The sequence below is a fragment of the Luteolibacter flavescens genome (assembly GCF_025950085.1).
In the GTDB taxonomy this organism is placed as follows: domain Bacteria; phylum Verrucomicrobiota; class Verrucomicrobiia; order Verrucomicrobiales; family Akkermansiaceae; genus Haloferula; species Haloferula flavescens.
Genome location: NZ_JAPDDS010000011.1, coordinates 105,716 through 122,480 on the forward strand (window position 1 = coordinate 105,716; position 16,765 = coordinate 122,480).

Genomic DNA, 16,765 nt, shown 5'->3' on the forward strand with positions numbered 1-16,765 from the left:
GATCGCGTAATGGTGGAAGTTACGCAGATCCGCCATCGTATCACCGTCGGTCGCCCGCGAACCGAGCAGACTCTCCTCCCTCGCCCTTCGAGGGGATCATCGGACACCGTACGGCCCTCCCCAGCGCTGTCCGCCGGTTTTTCCAACGAAGGGATGGATCCCATCAAGATCGCTGCTTCACCCTGATACTAATACGGCCGCAAGGCCACACACCCAATCACGCCGCACGGATAGGCGACTCCGTGCGGCGTATTTCTTTTCATGGCGAGGCCCGGTGGCCATTCCCGCCTTGGCCTGAGGACTGCAGCGGCCTAACGAATCCTGCATGCCATCCGCCGATACCCTGCGCGCCGCCATCCGTGACGTGGTCGATTTCCCGAAGCCGGGCATCGTCTTCAAGGACATCACGCCCGTCCTCGCGGACCCGGCGCTCTTTCGCGACGCGATCACGCTGATCTGCGACAGCGCCGGCGGCCAGCGGATCGACAAGGTGGTGGGCATCGACGCGCGTGGCTTCATCTTCGCCGCCGCGGTGGCAGACCGGCTGGGAGCCGGATTCATCCCCGTGCGGAAGAAGGGCAAGCTGCCGTGGAAAACCCGCCAGCAGGCCTACTCGCTGGAGTATGGCGAGTCCGTGGTGGAGCTGCACGAGGACGCCGTGGCCCCGGGTGAGACCGTCCTGCTGGTGGATGACCTGCTCGCTACCGGCGGCACCGCCGGTGCGGCGCTGAACCTGCTGGACCAGCTCGGCGCGCAGGTCGTCGGCGTCACCTTCCTCATCGAGCTCGGTTTCCTCGGCGGCAGGCGGATGTTAGGCGACCACAAGGTCACGTCGATCCTTGTATTCGATTAGCCTTCCTGATACCGCGGATGAAGCGAACCGCCTCCTCGTGACAGTCCCGCCGCTTGCCCTGTCAGCCCGGCTTTCCCATCCTGCGCGCGCGCAATCCCAATTTTCCCATGTCCTGGTCCACCTACGCTTCCTCGCTGATCCGCTACCCTCAATTCGGCTTTTCCCTCGACACCTCGCTGATGGACCTCGATGAGGCGTTTTTCGCCAAGATGGCGCCCAAGGTGGAGAAGGCATTCGCCGACATCGCAGCACTGGAGTCCGGAGCGATCGCGAATCCCGACGAGGGCCGCATGGTCGGCCACTACTGGCTGCGGAATGCCGCGCTCGCCCCGAGCCAGGAGCTCCGCGACTCGATCACCAAGCCCCTCGCCGACCTGAAGGCCTTCGCCGAAAAGGTCCACACCGGCCAGGTGAAGCCCCTCAGCGGCGGCGTCTTCCAGCGCATCCTGCTCATCGGCATCGGCGGCTCGGCGCTCGGCCCGCAGCTCGTGACCGAGGCCATCGGCCATGGCGCGCGCATGCCCATCCATTTCTTCGACAATACCGATCCGGCAGGCATCGACCGCGTGCTCTCGGACATCGGCGCGGCAGGACTGGCGAAGACCCTCGTGGTGGTCATCTCGAAGTCCGGCGGCACTCCCGAGACCCGCAACGGCATGATCGAGGCAAAGGCCGCCTATGACGCCGCGGGCCTGCACTTCGGCAAGCACGCCGTGGCCGTGACCGGCACCGGCTCGAAGCTCGACCAGTATGCGGAGAAGGAAGGCTTCCTCGTGCGCTTCCCCATGGAAGACTGGGTCGGCGGCCGCACCTCCGTGATGTCCACCGTGGGTCTGGTGCCCGCCGCGCTGCAGGGCATCGATATCGATGCCTTCCTCGCCGGTGCCGCGGCCATGGACGCCGAGACGCGCAAGACCGGCGACGGCAATGCCGCCATGCGCCTCGCGCTCGCCTGGCATGCCTCCGGCAATGGCAAGGGCGAGAAGGACATGGTGGTGCTCCCTTACAAGGACTCGCTCGTCCTCTTCTCGAAGTATCTCCAGCAGCTCGTGATGGAGTCGCTCGGCAAGGAGCACGACCTGGACGGTGCCGTGGTGAACCAGGGCATCGCCGTCTATGGCAACAAGGGCTCCACCGACCAGCATGCCTATGTGCAGCAGCTCCGCGACGGCGTGGCGAATTTCTTCGCCACCTTCATCGAGGTGCGCAAGGGCCGCCACGGTGACTCGATCGAGGTGGAGCCGGGCAACAGCTCCGCCGACTACCTGCAGGGCTTCCTGCGCGGCACCCGCAAGGCGCTTTACGACTCCGGCCGAAAGTCCATCACGATCTCCATCCCGGAGGTGACGCCCTTCCAGCTCGGCGTTCTGATCGCGCTCTTCGAGCGGACCGTTTCCTTCTACGCTTCGCTGGTGAATATCAACGCCTACCACCAACCCGGCGTAGAGGCGGGGAAGAAGGCCGCGGCCGTCTTCCTCGACCTGCTCGGCGCGGTGCGCAGCCGTCTGGTCTCCGAGGCGAAGACCGCCGACCAGATCGCCTTCGAGGTAGATGCCGATCCCGAGGACGTCTATCACTGCCTGACCCACCTGTCCGCGAACGGCGAGGTCCAGATCTCCATCGGCACCACGCCGAAGGAGGACAACTTCTCGCTCTGATCGAGAAAAATTAGCCGAGGCATCCTGCCTCAGGATTTTTCCAAGCGCATCCGGCATACCGTCGGATGCGCTTCTTCGTATCTGCCAACAGCGGCCTACCCTTTGCAAAAAGAAGCGTTCCCCGGCAACCTGCCATGGGGAACGCTCTTTTGTTCGGGGAGGGGAAACCCATGTCCCGACTTGCTAACAGATTCGCCCTTAAACGCTTCCCCGCAAGCGACTCATTCAACTGTTAGATAACATGCTACCAATTTCCGCGGGCACGACTCGTGCGAAAGCAGAGGTGCATGAAAAGCAACCAACCCAAAATCCGCCTGAAATCCGAGCCCGGCAAGCTCGGCTGGATCTTCCTCTGGCTCATCGGCGTCCCGGTGCCGATCCTCATCATCCTCTACTTCCTGCGCGGATGTACGTGATCAAGCGCACGGGTTAAATCACCCCCGCATCCTCCAGCGCGCGGGCGAGGCCTTCCTTCCCGCCGGTCTCGATGATCTCCCCGTGTCCCGGGATGATGCGGTCGAAATCCCACTTCATCATTTCCGAGAGCGACTCGCGGAAGGCGGCGCGGTCGCGGATGCACCAGCGAAAGACGCGGCTCATGCCCGGGTAGCGCTTCATCCCAGCCAGATGCCGGTGGAAGAAGTGATTCCACGGACCCTCGTCCGCAGGAAAGTTGAAGACCAGATCTGCCACGATCAGCGTGCGCGATGGCACATGCAGGAAGGCGTGCTCTTCCAACTTCGGCGCGCCCTTCAGACGGATCACTTCCAGCTCGCCGCCCCACTCCGGTGGTGCGGGCAACAGCGGTCCTGTCTCAAAGCCCACCACGTCACCGAATCCCGGAGGCCCGAGGAATGGCAGCGCGGGAAAACAGGCCCTGCCTTCCTTCGCGTAGGTATCGTGCAGCAGCATCGCCTCCACCAGCCAACCCGGTTCACCCAGCCGGCGTATCTGCGCGAGATCCTCCGGCGTGAACGGGGCCATCGAGTGGATCACCAGCCTACCACTGGTCAGGCGGATCACGGTCACGGTGCGCCCGTGGGAAGTGCCCAGCACCTTCAGCGGGTAGCGCAGCGCCCAGAGGCCTTCGGAGAGTTCGTTCATCATCGTATTGATACCATTGTAGGCACGGGGACAGACATCTGCATCACCGGATTGGATCTTGATCTGGCGCGGTGAAAGCGCGATTGCTTCGGGTCACTCCCGTCTCCCATTCGCCTCACCCTACCCACCCGCACGATCCACGCCATGGCCAGCGGCCCGAATCCCACGGAGTCACCTCTCTCCGCCCTCGTCTCCTCGAGCCGCAGCATCGCGGCAGACCTGGAAGACACCCGCCTCCTCCACGAACTCGGCGCGCGTCTCGTCGATGAGAGCAATATCGGCGCGATCTATCAGGAGATCCTTTCCGCGGCGATCACCCTCGCCAAGGCGGATGCCGGATCGGTGCAGGTCGTGGAGCCAGATGGCGAGGGTCTGTCCGTGCTCGTGTCAAAGGGCTTCAGCGAAACCCTCATCGCCCGCTTCCACCACGTGGACATCAGCTCCCCCACCTCCTGCGGACTTGCCCTGAAGACGAAGCAGCGCGCGTATGTGAACTACGACAGATCCTCTGGCGAGGAGGCCGATCCCTCGCTTCAGCCGCTGCTTGATGCCGGCTTCCACTCCGCGCAGTCCACACCGCTGGTGAACCGTCGAGGCCGCCCCATCGGCATGATCACCACGCACTGGAGGAAAAGTCACCGTCCTTCCGATCACGAGCTGCGCTTCCTCGACCTGCTCGCCCGCCAGGCGGCGGATCTCATCGAGCGCCGCACCTCGGAGGAAGCGCTCCGCGAATCCGAGCGCCGGTATCGCACGCTCTTCGACTCCATCGATGAGGGCTTCTGCACCATCGAGGTCATCTTCGACGAGCACGGCTACCCGGGCGACTACCGCTTCCTCCAGGTGAATCCCTCCTTCATCCGCCTCACCGGCATCACGGATGCGGTCGGGCGCACGATGCGGGAGATTTCCACGGACCACGAGCCGCATTGGTTCGAGGCCTACGGTCGCATCGCCCGCAGCGGCAAGCCGGAGCGCTTCATCGCGGAGGCGAAGCTGATGCACCGCTGGTACGATGTCTTCGCCTTCCGCATCGATGAGCCGGGGGACAATCACGTCGCCATCCTTTTCAGCAACGTCACACGGCGGATCGAGACGGATGAAAAGCTCCGCCAGTCCGCAGCGATGGATGCCTACCGCGTCTTGCTCTCGGACACGCTGCGCCAGCTTGTCGATCCCGGGGAAATCCAGGGCGCGGCAGCCCGCATCCTCGGCGAGCAGATCCAGGCCAGCCGCGCCGTGTATGTCGAGGTACGCAGCGGCGAGGATGGTGACCACCACGTGGTGCTGCAGCACTACCATGCTCCGGATGCCAGCAAGCTGACCGGCAGCTACCGGGCGAATGATTTCGGCGGCACGCTCTTCGACGAACTGCGCGCGGGCAAGACACTGGTGGTGGACGATGTCGCCCGGGACACCCGCCTCACCGCCGATGAACGCTCCGCGTATCCGAACATCGACATCGGGGCCTACGTCGCGGTCCCGCTCCTGAAGGAAGGCAAGCATGTCGCCATCATGGCGGCGCATCACAAGATTCCCCGCCATTGGCACCCGGATGAGATCGCGCTGGTGGAAGAGACCGCGGAAAGAACGTGGGACGCCGTGGAGCGCGCCCGCGCCGAGCAAGCGCGCCACCAGAGCGAGCAATGGCTGCGCATCGCGCTGGACTCCGCGCAGATGGCCTCCTGGGACTGGGAGGTGGGCACGGACTCCGTTAAGTGGAATGACCAGCACTTCCGGCTCTTCGGCCTGGTGCCGGACGGACGCGACAAGAGCCTCGAGGAATTCTCCACCTACGTCTATCCGGCGGACCGTGAGCGCGTCGTGGAGGAGCTGACGAGCGCCGTCGCCGAGGCGCGTGCTTTCCAATCCGAGTTCCGCATCATCCGCGAGGACAATGGCGAGGTCCGCTGGATGTGCAGCTTTGGCCAGACGGTCGAGTGCGATGGCGGACGCGCGCTGCGGCTCACCGGCGTGATCTACGACGACACCCGCTCGCGAGAACATGCCGAGCAACTCCGCCAGGCGCACGATGCGCTGGAGTCCCGCGTGAAGGAGCGCACCCGCGAGCTGGCCGGGGCACTGCGCCGCCTGCAGGACGAGGCGGATGAGCGCAAGAAGATCGAGCGTGAGCGGCGCGACCTCCTCCAACGCATCGTCCACCTGCAGGAAGCCGAGCGCGCCCGCGTCGCGCGTGAACTGCATGACAATCTGGGCCAGCACATGGTGGCCGTGCTGATGCATCTCGAGGGCTTCCAGCGGCGGCTCATGCAGTCGGGCAACGAGGCCGCCAGCCATGATCTGGACGAGTTCCGCAAGGTGGTGGACGCCCTCATCAAGGCGACCCACCGGCAGTCATGGGAGCTGCGCCCCGCGGAGCTGGACGAGCTGGGCCTGGAGGTGGCCGTGGAAAACTACGTGCTCCAGTGGAGCGAGCAGACCCGCATCGCCGCCAGCTTCACCACCAGCGGCAAAGCCATGCGAACGCTGGAGCCGGAAGAGATGATCGCGCTCTATCGCGTGACGCAGGAGGCGCTCACGAATGTCGCCCGGCACTCCTCCGCCACCGAGGTGCAGGTGACGCTGGAGACCGAGCCAACCGTATGCATCCACATCACGGACAATGGCGTGGGCTTTCACCCGCAATACGTGAAGCGCAGGCTCGGCCTGCTCGGCATGCAGGAGCGCATGAATGCCATCGGCGGAGCACTCGTCATCGACTCCTCTTCCAAACGAGGCACCCACATCCAGGCACGGCTTCCATGAATGGTAGCCGGGAGCCCGGCTGCATCACTCCGCTGTCTGCTCTTCCTTCAGGAAACTGGCGGGCGACTCATTCAGGCGCGAGAGCTGGCCTGATAGATCCTGCACCTGACGCTCCATCATCCCGATGAGGCGCTCCCATTGCGGAGGCAGCGATGCGGCTGCCTGCATCTGCCGCATCACGGCCACGGTGGTGAGCATGGACGAGAGGGGCGTCCGCATGTCGTGCACGGCTTGGCGCACCGCCTTGTCCCATGGGAAGGCGGGAGCGCTGATTGGGTTATCCGGGGGTTGGGTCACTTGAGGGGTCATATCATTTATGGATCATCCCATTTCAAGTGCAACTCGATGCAAATGAAAAACTCCGACCCGCGGCGATGCGGCAGCGAACCTCTTCGTCACGGGCCGGTTGATAGTCAGGAAAAGAGAGCGGTGCGCACGAGCAGTCAGCCCGCGACCGAAGCGTGGCGACCGATGACTTTTGCAGCGAGGTCCACCTTTTTCATGCGCGGGTCCTGCGGATCGTAGTCCTCTTGGGACTCCGTGTAGCGGCGCTCCTGCACCTGTAGCCGACGGATGCGCATGCAGCTATACTCCTTCCAGCCGTTCGTCGGGTGCCACGCCAGCAACACGGGAGCTTGATAGCGCCTGCCCATCCCGTGGATATAGGGCTCCACGGTCAGGAGCTCACCGAGGTAGTAGAATTCCACGAGGCGATGCTCGCGGATGGCCCGGCGGATTTCGTCGGCGTCCGGCTGCGTCGAGTATTGGGGTATGTCCATGGTAGGTGGTCCCGGGAGGCAGGTCCGGGTGATCACCCGCTCTCGCAGATGCCATGCCCTCGCCTTATTCCCGAAAAATCCCCGCCCTATCGCAGATTTCCCGGCAAACGCCCCACGCTCTTCCCGCAATCTGCAATCCCCACCGTGCAATGCTCTCCTTGCCGTCAATCCTCCCCTCCCCCTACTGACGTATCGGATGGCTTCCGGAGGGACTCAGGCCGCAGGATGGAAGCATCGCGTGGAATTGGAATGGTCCGACGAACCAAACGGTGAGATAAGCTGTCCCCATGTCGGATAAAAAGACCTCGGGATGCGTTGTGGCCGCGATCGTCGGAGCTGCGGTGATGGTCGCCGTGGCGGCATTGATCGCGGTGTTCCTGTTCCGTGGAGCGGTCGCCGGGAAGAAGGTGATCGCTGCGGAGTTTGAGAAGATGCGGGTGGAATCCGATCGTGTCGTGGCCGAGGCAGCCGCGCTGCAGCCCGTGGAACTCATCCGCGGCAAGCTCCCTGACTACTCCACCTACCAGGTCGGCCAGCCGCTGACCCGCGAGATGTTCATCGCCTGGCGCACGGACTCCACCGCAACCTCGCTGGTTCAGGATACCTTCCGCGAAAAGGCCGAGGGAGCCGATGTCTCATGGAACCTGCGCGCCGGCGATCTGCGACTGGAAGGAGACCACATCGTGGGCAGCTTTTACATCCCCTACGCCATCGCCACCGAAGGCGGGCCCCGCCTCCAGACCGGCATCGAGTCCGTGCGCTGTGAATTTGCCGCCGGCGAGCGCGAATCCCTCCTCAATATCCGCCGCGAACAAATGGCCACCATCCGTGGCAAACTCACGCTCCAGCACGGCGAAACCCTCCTCCGCGGCGCCCGCCAAGCCGGCACCGAGGTCGAAAAGGAGTGAACCCGCTGTCGGGTCCCGCAAGATTGCAAAACCAAGCGACGGAAATGCTTGCCAAGCACCGCGGATTTCCCCAAAACCTCGGCCCCGCCGCAAGGCAGGCAACACAACAAAGCGCGCTTAGCTCAGTGGTAGAGCACATCCTTCACACGGATGGGGTCGCAGGTTCGAACCCTGCAGCGCGCACCATACTGGTCATCAATAGGTTGCAAACCACTCTCGGTTTCCCTGACCTCTAAAAGAAGCCCTAATGCCCAGACTCTGCTACGCATGTTTGAAGGCACCAGGAACCACCCGGGACCACGTCCCCCCTCGACTGTTTTTCTCGACGCCTCCCCCTGAAAATCTAATTACCGTGCCGTGTTGCGCAGAATGTAACCACGGGAATTCGTCGGAGGACTCTTATGTCTGGTTCGTCCTCGCAAGCCTTCACGGCACTTCAAACGTAGCAGAAAAATTATTTGAGGAAAAGCTTCCCAACTTCGTTCGATGTAACCCCGGAATAATAGAAGAAATTACTGATTCGATGCGGGATTCCGAAATCGTGATCGATGGTGCACGAGAAGAAGTCAGCACCTTTGATCCAGACCCAAGCCGACTTCTTGCATATTTCGAAAGAATGGCAAAGGGACTGCTGCGGACCCATTACCCCGATTACGACTATTCAGGCTCCAACTTCCACGTTTCGATCCTTAATAGTTGGGATGAAAGGCTGGAAGCTCTCGAACCCCTCAGAGACGTCATGCGCTACGATGCTGTCGGTGAAGGGATCTTTCAATATCGCCATACTTTAACAGAATCGCAGGCATCGGGGCTTTGGCTCATGGTATTCTATGGGAAAGTGTTGGTCCTAGTGCACCATACAAATCTCCTCCCGGAAGCGCAACCATCTGATGATGCAAGTTTTGCACCTTACGAAGGAGCAAACATAGGAACGAGGCAGATGAATTCGATGATATAGTGGGATGAAACCGACGTTTGATCTGCTAGAGCCGGAGCTTCTTCTCCGTCCCATGCGCCGCGACATTTACGCGGAGCTGTTTTTTGCGGACGAACAATCGGACTTAGCGAGCGGAGCAGCTACCTGCGCATGAAAATCACGGAGAAGAAATAAACGGCTAGATCTGCAAAGTCTTGCCCGGCTGTCCCGTCTCATCATGCGGGAAAAATCCCGCGGCGTCCTCACGGACGCCATCAGCCAGCAAGACCTCTCATGATGCCTATTTCTCCCAAGCGGTTCGCCAACCGTGCCGCACGATTCGTCCTGACCAGCATCCTCCCGGCAACTTCCATGCTGCACGCCCGGGAGCCCGTCACGGAGACAAATGCCGATTGGGCCCTCGGCCCGTTCAAGCACCCCGAAAAGGCGCAGCCGGTTATCAAGCCGGATCCCACCACCCGCTTCGACTGCCCCATCCGAAAGGAGTCCATCCCGTGGGAGGCGCGCCATACCTTCAATCCCGCAGCCACCATCCTCGACGGACGCATCTGCGTGCTGTATCGCGCGGAGGATGATCGCGGCCCCGGCGGCATCGGCGGCTACACCTCGCGCGCGGGCTTTGCGATCAGCGATGACGGCGTGAATTTCACCCGCGAGCCGAAGCCCGTCTTCTATCCCGCGGAAGACTCGCAGAAGGAATTCGAATGGACCGGCGGCTGCGAAGATCCCCGCCTGGCCACCGCGCCCGATGGCACCTTCATCATCACCTACACGCAGTTCAATGGCACGAATGGCCGGAACTGGCGCATCGGCCTCGCGACCTCGCCGGACCTGAAAACGTGGACGAAGCATGGCAGCCCCTTCGAGGGCACGCCCTTCGACAAGGCACGGATCAAGTCCGCAAGCATCCTCCACAAAGAAGAGAACGGCCGCCTCGTCGCCGCAAAGATCGGCGGCCAATACTGGATGTATTTCGGAGAGGAATCCGTCCACGCCGCCACCTCCACCGACCTCATTCACTGGAAGCCGCTCACGGACGAGGGAGGCGGACTCCGCCACATCATGAAGACACGCGATGGATACTTCGACAGTGTCCTCACGGAAGTTGGCCCTCCAGCAGTGCTCACCGATCACGGCATCGTGCTAATCTACAATGGCAAGAACGCCACGCCCGGGAAAGGTGGCGATCCCGACCTCGCAAAGGGTGTCTATACCTGCGGGCAGGCGCTTTTTGACGCGAAGGACCCATCGAAATATCTGACCCGCCTCGACCAACCTTTTTTCAAGCCGGAGCTTCCATGGGAGAAGAGCGGCCAGTACAAGGAGGGTACCACCTTTGCGGAGGGCCTCGTCCTCCATGAGGGGCGCTGGTTCCTCTACTACGGCTGCGCAGATACCTATGTCGGTGTAGCCAGCGCCGAGTGATCCCTACCCAAGAAAAAACCCACCCCTTGATGAAACCATATGCCATCTCGTGGCGACAGCTCCTCGCGCCTGTCGCCATCCTCTCCTGCTCCATCCTCGCCGCGGCTCCACCCATGCGCATCCTGCCAATGGGTGACTCCATCACCGAGGGCAGCGGCGGACTGAACTACCGAGCCCCGCTCCGCACACTCCTCACGAATGCGGGATACGAGGTGGACTACGTGGGCACCTACACGGCGAATCCGGGCCCTCTAACAGACCGAGAGCACGAGGGTCACAGCGGCTGGACCATCCGCGAGATCGACGCCAAGGTGGAGACTTGGCTCGCCGCCATCGAGGACCCGGATTTCGTCCTCCTCCACATCGGCACGAATGACTTCGGCCGCCGCGACGACATGGCAAATGCCATCCAGCGGCTCGATGCCCTGGTCCTCAAGATCGCCACCCGGCGCCCGCACGCGAACATCATCGTGACCAACCTGATGGAGCGCGGCGAGCCGGAGAACGGGTGGATCGTCGCCCAGTTCAACCCGCTGGTCCAAGGCATCGTCGCGAACCACGTGGCGGCAGGCAGGAAGGTTCATTTCCTCGACATGCGCTCGCAGGTGCCGCTCAGCGACATGCCGGACCAGCTCCACCCGAATGCCACGGGCCTCGGGAAAATGGCGAACGCGTGGTTCGAGACCATCGACTCGCTCTCCACCCCTGAGGGAGACTTCATCGCGCCAAAAATCGCACGGGTGCGCGGCAGCGTGAGCCGCACGGAGGTGGCCGTCACCTTCAGCAAGCCGGTGGCGGACTCCGCCGCGGACCTCGCAAACTTCTCCATCGACAACGGCCTGACGATCACCTCCGCGACGCTGGATGCCTCGAAGAGAAAGGTGACGCTGGTGACTTCCCCGCAGACCGAGGGCGCTAGCTACACCGTCACGGTGAACAACGTGACGGACCTACAGACTCCGGCGCAGCCGATCGCGCCCGGGACCACCGCGACCTTCATGTCGCCCCTCCCGCGCGGCTATCAAAACCACGTCAGCGAGAGCGATCAATACTCGCTGGTTTACTCGCTCGATATCCCCGCGAATGCCGCCTACCGCCAGCGCCAGCCGGTCTATCAGGTGGACAATCGTGCGGCGACCGGGCCCTTCGACCGGGTCGCCTATTACATGGAGCTGCTGGGCGAAAGCGGCGATCTCCATTACGTCTGGACCTCGATGGACGCCTTCACGCAGGACGCCGGGAAGATCGCGGTGCCCACCTACGCCAGCGGCGGTTTCTTCCAGCAGGGAGTCACGAATCTCAACGTCGCCTCGAATGTCCCCGGCGTCGCTCCGGCCAATGGCGTGGCGGGCAACATCGAATTCTGGCCTAACAGCTACGAGCGGGCGAACTCAGCGAACGTGGGTGGTGCCAGCGGCACGCTTTACGACTTCGGCGACCAGCCGATAGCGGGCGATTACGGCTCCATGCAGGTGCATCACACCGGAATGTTGAAGACGGTCTTCGCCTTCAACAACTGGGGCGGCCCCACCACCGAGAGCCGCACCGTGGACATCGGCATCGGGAACAATCCGTCTCCCGTGAACGGAGGCATCGACTGGACCTTCAGCAACAACGGCAGCGCCTACACCGTCCGCACGCTGCAGGTGCTCGTCCGGACTTCCGGCGATCATGTCGCACCCACCGTGGCGTCCGCCATCGCCGCCGCGGGACGTTCCCAGGTCGTGGTGAATTTCTCGGAGCCTCTCGCTGCGGAGTCGGTGACCGCGCAGGGCTTCACGCTGAGCAATGGCGTGAAAGTGCTCTCGGCAAAGCTTTCCGAAGACCGTCGTGCCGTGACGCTCCAGACCACGGTGCAGCCCTCGGCAACGCCGCTGACGCTGACGGTGGGTGGCGTGCGTGACAGCTCGGCGAATGCAAATGCCATCGCACCCGGCACCACCTTCCCCGTCAGCACGAACACCCTGCCACCGGAGATCGCCGCGAACATCGGCGCTGCCGCGAATGGCTACCAGCTCGTGCTTTCCTCCGACCTCCCCGTCACAGGGAATTTCGTCGCAGGCTCCCCCTACAAGTATGACGACCGCGGTGCCCCCGGCACCTTCACCAAGGTCGCTTACTACCTGCAACTCGAGCAAGCAGGCCAGCCAACGCGCTACGTGTGGGCGGCCATGGATGCCTTCACCTCAGGTCGCAAGCACGTCGGCGTGCCCACTTCGGCGAGCGGCGCGATCTACCAGCAGAACGTGACCAATCTCCAAGTGATCTCGAATCAACCGGGAGTGGTCAATGGCACCACCGCCACCGGAGGCAACATCGAATTCTGGCCCCACACCTACGAACGGGCGAATGCCCTCAACGTCCCGAATGCCAGCGGCTCCACCTTCGATACCGGCGACACCCGCACCACCGGCCTGTATGGATCGATGCAGATCCACAATCATGACACGGGCGCGAATCAAACGGTGCTCGCGCTGAACCGCTTCGCCGAAGATGGCAACATCCTCGACATCGGCATCGGGAATTGCCCGTCACCGATCGAGGGCGGCGCGGACTGGACCTTCGCGGCGAATGCCGGGAACTACACGAAGCGCACGCTGCACGTGCTGGTGCTGCCAGGCACCACCACCGCCGCGGACGTGGTGACAAAGGCACCGGAGGCCGCGGGCTACCAGCTCGCCTACTCCGTGGACATCCCCGCCACCGGCAACATGCAGGGAGGAGCTGGAGCATTCAATTACGAGGTGAACCGCGCCGGGCAGATCGGCGACTTCACCCGCATCGGCTACTTCATGGAGCTGCAAAAGGCAGGCGATCCCGCCCCGAGCTACGTGTGGACTTCCATGGATGCTTTCACGAAGGACCCGGCCCGCATCGCAGTGCCGACCGGATGGAAATTCCAGCAACCGGTCTCAAACCTGAACGTGGTCTCGAATGTCGCGGGAGTCGTGAACAACACGAACATCGCCACAGGCAACATCGAGTTCTGGCCGAGCAACTACAACGAGCAGAACACCTCGAACGTGCCCGGCGCGAATGGCGGTGCCTTCGACTTCGGCGATGGCAACTCGAACACCACCCAGGGCTACGGCTCGATGCAGGTGCACAATTACGGCGCGGCCCAGACCATCTTCGCCTTTAACCGCTGGGGCTCGAGCAGCCACAATGGCCCGTTGTGCCTCGGCATCGGAAATGGTCCCGCCCCGAGCACCGACTGGACATTCGCGGACAACTCCGCCTCCTGGGGCGTGAAGCGCCTGCTGCAGGTGTACATCCTGCCCGGCAACTCCGACGTCACCCCACCCGCCATCACCGAGATCAAGCCGTCCGTGAACGGAGACTCCGTCCGCATCGTCTTCAGCGAAGCCATCGCCGAGGGCACCGCGGTCGTTACCATTCCGGGCCTCACCGTTCATGGTGTGACCCAGCAGGGAGACAATGTCCTGCTGGTGCGAACCAGCCCGCAAACGCCGGGGACCGCCTACACCGCGTCGATCACCGGCGTCACGGACCGCAGTCCTGCCGCGAATGGCGCACCGCTCTCCGCGGCCTTCACCGGCTACACGAGACCGGCCGTCTTCTCGAATATCCCGGAGACCGACGGCTATCGTCACATGCTCAGCCTGAATCTCCCCGGAGCCGTGCCCGTGTACAACGTGAACGGCGTGAACTACCAGGTGGACGAGCGGAAATTCGGCGACCTGCCCTTTGACCGGGTGGCCTATCTCATGGAGCTGGATGGCAACTGGGCCTACGCTTCCTTCGACAAGCACACCTCGCAGCTCAGCCAGATCGGCGTCCCCATCGTGCAGACGAATCCCGCGCCCATCCAGCAGATCGTCACCCGTATGAATGTCGCGTCGAATGTCGCCAGCATCGCCACGGGCAACGACATCGCCACAGGCAACATCGAGTTCTGGGCTGGGAACTACACGGCCGTGAATCAGGCGGGCGTCCCGGGTGCCAGTAGCACGGCCTTCGACTTCGGCGACCAGATGACCTCCGGTGGCCACGGCTGCCTGCAGATCCACAATTTCGGCGCGGCACAAACCGTCATGGCCTTCAACAACTGGGGATCGAACACCACCGGAAATTCCGAGATGGGCATCGGCAATCACACGGCCTCGCCCCAGGGAGCACTCGACTGGACGCTCTCGGGGAACGCCAACAGCTACACGACGAGACGTCTCCACGTCCTCGTCCGCCGTGATGAAACCGCCTCTGCGTCCTTCCAAGCCGAGCCCGGCACGAAGTCCGTGGCAGCCGGAAGTGATGCCACCTTCACCATCCGCGTCGCCGGCCCTGGCCCCTACACCTATCAGTGGCGCCACAATGGCACCGGGATCGAGGGTGCGACGATGCCGTGGCTCGACGTGACCGATGCGACGGGAGCGAACTCGGGCACCTACGACGTGGTCGTCACCGGACCCGGGGGCATCCAGACCGTCAGCCCGGCTGGCACGCTCATCGTCACCGGTACCGTCCTGCAGCCCACGGAGATCCAGCTCACGGGCGCTGGCACGGCCAACCTCACCTTCTACGGAGACCCGGGCCGCACCTACGAGATTCATCGTAGCACGGACCTCGTCACCTGGGAGCCCCTCGATGAAGCCACCGCCGCCGCGAATGGCGAGATGCCCGTCCTCGACGAGGACGCCCCCGAGCCAAAGGCATTCTACCGCGCAGTGCCTGTGAACTGACGCGGACCGCCTGCCCGCCTTCCTTGAGCCGGAGCATTCCAAATGGCGTGACAACCCGTTTGGAGTGCTCCCGGCCAGGTGCCTCGGAAATCAGCCATTTCGTCCGATCCAAGCTGACGCGCGCGCAAAGCCCGTTGTGCACGGTGAAACATAGCGCGGCCTCACCCTTGGCCCGATTGACCCTGAAAAGGAGTGGAGCATAGGGAATTCGAATCCCTGACCCCTTCGTTGCTCGCGTGTCACAGCTCTTGTAACCAGCTCCTATGAGAGTTGGTGGTGTTGTTGTTTCACCCTCTCCTTCGGAGCGCACGTCAGAGGCCACAGTGAGGAAAGACAGCGCGATACGAACTCAACCGGGGTCAGGTCGACCAGGAACGAGTGCGGTCGCGATTAGTTGTATTTGTAGCGGTGTTTCTCGCCCGGCATTTTCGCCTCCACTAGAGCATTTCACACAAAGTCGTAGCCGCTTGTGCGGGATGGTTGGGGTCGGCTCTTTCAATGGATTGAGGCCTTCAGTTCACCGCGAAAGGACCCAAAAAAGGGTGCCAATATACTTGACTCAGTAAGCCGATCCGGTAGGGTCGCGCCATGAACAACGATACCGGCCTGCCTGAGACCCTGATGGAAGCCATCAGCTACTTCGGTGATGTGGAGAACTCGCACCAGTTCATGGTGAACCTCCGCTGGCCCGATGGTAAGCCTACTTGCCCTTGCTGCGGCTCTCAGGACGTTCGTTACATCAGCACTCGTCGCTTGTGGGAGTGCAAGGTGAAGCACGCCAAGCGTCAGTTCTCCGTGAAGGTCGGAACGATCTTTGAAGATTCCCCCATCAAACTCGACAAGTGGTTTTGCGCGATGTGGATGCTAGCCAACTGCAAGAACGGAGTCAGCAGCTACGAGATTTCCCGTGAACTTGGCGTCACTCAAAAAACCGGCTGGTTCATGCTTCATCGCATCCGCATGGCGATGCACAACGGCACCTTTGAAAAGATGGATGGCCACGTTGAAGCCGACGAAACCTTTATCGGCGGCAAGGCTCGCAACATGCACCCCGCGAAGCGCAAGGCTACCGTGAAGGGCACCGGCGGCATGCACATGACTCCCGTGCAAGGCCTGCTTGAGCGTGGCACCCGTGACGGCGTGAAGGTCTCACGCGTGAAGGCCGAAGTCCTCAAGAGTCGGAAGAAAAAGGACATCCAAGGCAAGGTTCGCAACTACGTGGTGAAGGGCTCGCAGGTGTCCACGGACGCTCTCCGCAGCTACGACGGCCTGAAAGACGAATACACCCACAAAGTGGTGGATCACGCCGTGACATACGTTGAAGGCGAGGTTCACACGAACGGCTTGGAAAACTTCTGGTCGCTGCTCAAGCGCACTCTGAAAGGCACCTACGTTAGCTGTGAGCCCTTTCACTTGTTCCGCTATCTGGACGAGCAGACTTTCCGCTTCAACGAGCGCAAGGAAGACAATCACGGGCGTTTTCTCCTGCTCGCCAAGGGGGGCCTTGGAAAGCGCCTGACCTACAAGGTTCTTACTGCCGCCGCGTCCTCCGACAACGACGGCAACTGCCTTCCAGCACTTGCATAAGCCCATCCGGGGAATGAAACGGAAGACTTGAACCCTGCGCGGTCTTGA

General features: G+C 62.5%; 12 protein-coding genes and 1 tRNA gene. 10 read left to right on the forward strand and 3 right to left on the reverse strand.

The window, feature by feature from the left end; genetic code table 11:
- Positions 1-325 precede the first annotated feature (325 nt).
- The 3 genes from OKA04_RS18110 to OKA04_RS18120 all read left to right on the forward strand — a co-directional run bounded on the left by OKA04_RS18110 (position 326) and on the right by OKA04_RS18120 (position 2,927).
- Positions 326-853 (forward strand): adenine phosphoribosyltransferase, encoded by a 528-nt coding sequence (locus OKA04_RS18110; protein ID WP_264502612.1) that lies wholly within the window; start codon positions 326-328, stop codon positions 851-853.
- Between the two features lie 107 nt (positions 854-960).
- The gene (locus tag OKA04_RS18115) at positions 961-2,511 is read left to right on the forward strand and encodes a glucose-6-phosphate isomerase (RefSeq protein WP_264502613.1); all 1,551 of its coding nucleotides are present in this window, start codon (positions 961-963) and stop codon (positions 2,509-2,511) included.
- 287 nt (positions 2,512-2,798) lie between these two features.
- Positions 2,799-2,927 (forward strand): hypothetical protein, encoded by a 129-nt coding sequence (locus OKA04_RS18120; protein ID WP_264502614.1) that lies wholly within the window; start codon positions 2,799-2,801, stop codon positions 2,925-2,927.
- Positions 2,928-2,940: 13 nt separating this feature from the next.
- Here the strand turns inward: OKA04_RS18120 and OKA04_RS18125 are convergent, their stop codons facing one another.
- Positions 2,941-3,618, reverse strand: coding sequence for a hypothetical protein (locus OKA04_RS18125; protein WP_264502615.1), 678 nt, complete (start codon positions 3,616-3,618; stop codon positions 2,941-2,943).
- Positions 3,619-3,759: 141 nt separating this feature from the next.
- On the opposite strand from OKA04_RS18125, the gene OKA04_RS18130 reads away from it, so the two are divergent.
- The gene (locus OKA04_RS18130; protein ID WP_264502616.1) at positions 3,760-6,381 is read left to right on the forward strand and encodes a GAF domain-containing protein; all 2,622 of its coding nucleotides are present in this window, start codon (positions 3,760-3,762) and stop codon (positions 6,379-6,381) included.
- Between the two features lie 24 nt (positions 6,382-6,405).
- Here OKA04_RS18130 and OKA04_RS18135 read toward each other — a convergent pair whose 3' ends face one another.
- Positions 6,406-6,678, reverse strand: coding sequence for a histidine kinase dimerization/phospho-acceptor domain-containing protein (locus OKA04_RS18135; protein WP_264502617.1), 273 nt, complete (start codon positions 6,676-6,678; stop codon positions 6,406-6,408).
- Between the two features lie 146 nt (positions 6,679-6,824).
- Positions 6,825-7,160 carry a WYL domain-containing protein gene (locus OKA04_RS18140; RefSeq protein WP_264502618.1) on the reverse strand — a complete coding sequence of 112 codons (336 nt, stop codon included), beginning with the start codon at positions 7,158-7,160 and terminating at the stop codon, positions 6,825-6,827.
- A gap of 287 nt (positions 7,161-7,447) precedes the next feature.
- Between OKA04_RS18140 and OKA04_RS18145 the strand changes: the two genes are divergently transcribed.
- The 6 genes from OKA04_RS18145 (at position 7,448) to OKA04_RS18170 (ending at position 16,717) form a co-directional block, all read left to right on the forward strand.
- The gene (locus OKA04_RS18145) at positions 7,448-8,068 is read left to right on the forward strand and encodes a hypothetical protein (RefSeq protein WP_264502619.1); all 621 of its coding nucleotides are present in this window, start codon (positions 7,448-7,450) and stop codon (positions 8,066-8,068) included.
- 111 nt (positions 8,069-8,179) lie between these two features.
- Positions 8,180-8,254 (forward strand) — tRNA-Val (locus OKA04_RS18150).
- 166 nt (positions 8,255-8,420) lie between these two features.
- Entirely contained in the window at positions 8,421-9,026 is a 606-nt protein-coding gene (locus tag OKA04_RS18155; RefSeq protein WP_264502620.1) for a hypothetical protein, read from the forward strand.
- 330 nt (positions 9,027-9,356) lie between these two features.
- Positions 9,357-10,430 (forward strand): glycoside hydrolase family 130 protein, encoded by a 1,074-nt coding sequence (locus tag OKA04_RS18160; protein ID WP_264502621.1) that lies wholly within the window; start codon positions 9,357-9,359, stop codon positions 10,428-10,430.
- A 29-nt stretch (positions 10,431-10,459) separates the two neighbouring features.
- Positions 10,460-15,130 (forward strand): GDSL-type esterase/lipase family protein, encoded by a 4,671-nt coding sequence (locus OKA04_RS18165; protein ID WP_264502622.1) that lies wholly within the window; start codon positions 10,460-10,462, stop codon positions 15,128-15,130.
- Between the two features lie 588 nt (positions 15,131-15,718).
- Positions 15,719-16,717: an IS1595 family transposase gene (locus OKA04_RS18170; protein WP_264502623.1), complete on the forward strand. Its 999-nt coding sequence runs from the start codon at positions 15,719-15,721 to the stop codon at positions 16,715-16,717.
- Positions 16,718-16,765: the final 48 nt, after the last annotated feature.

Coding starts and splice junctions, on each gene's coding strand:
- OKA04_RS18130 (WP_264502616.1), top strand. CDS start 3,760: ATGGCCAGCGGCCCGAATCCCACGGAGTCACCTCTCTCCGCCCTCGTC.
- OKA04_RS18160 (WP_264502621.1), top strand. CDS start 9,357: ATGCTGCACGCCCGGGAGCCCGTCACGGAGACAAATGCCGATTGGGCC.
- OKA04_RS18125 (WP_264502615.1), bottom strand. CDS start 3,618: ATGATGAACGAACTCTCCGAAGGCCTCTGGGCGCTGCGCTACCCGCTG.
- OKA04_RS18110 (WP_264502612.1), top strand. CDS start 326: ATGCCATCCGCCGATACCCTGCGCGCCGCCATCCGTGACGTGGTCGAT.
- OKA04_RS18140 (WP_264502618.1), bottom strand. CDS start 7,160: ATGGACATACCCCAATACTCGACGCAGCCGGACGCCGACGAAATCCGC.
- OKA04_RS18170 (WP_264502623.1), top strand. CDS start 15,719: ATGAACAACGATACCGGCCTGCCTGAGACCCTGATGGAAGCCATCAGC.
- OKA04_RS18115 (WP_264502613.1), top strand. CDS start 961: ATGTCCTGGTCCACCTACGCTTCCTCGCTGATCCGCTACCCTCAATTC.
- OKA04_RS18120 (WP_264502614.1), top strand. CDS start 2,799: ATGAAAAGCAACCAACCCAAAATCCGCCTGAAATCCGAGCCCGGCAAG.
- OKA04_RS18165 (WP_264502622.1), top strand. CDS start 10,460: ATGAAACCATATGCCATCTCGTGGCGACAGCTCCTCGCGCCTGTCGCC.
- OKA04_RS18145 (WP_264502619.1), top strand. CDS start 7,448: ATGTCGGATAAAAAGACCTCGGGATGCGTTGTGGCCGCGATCGTCGGA.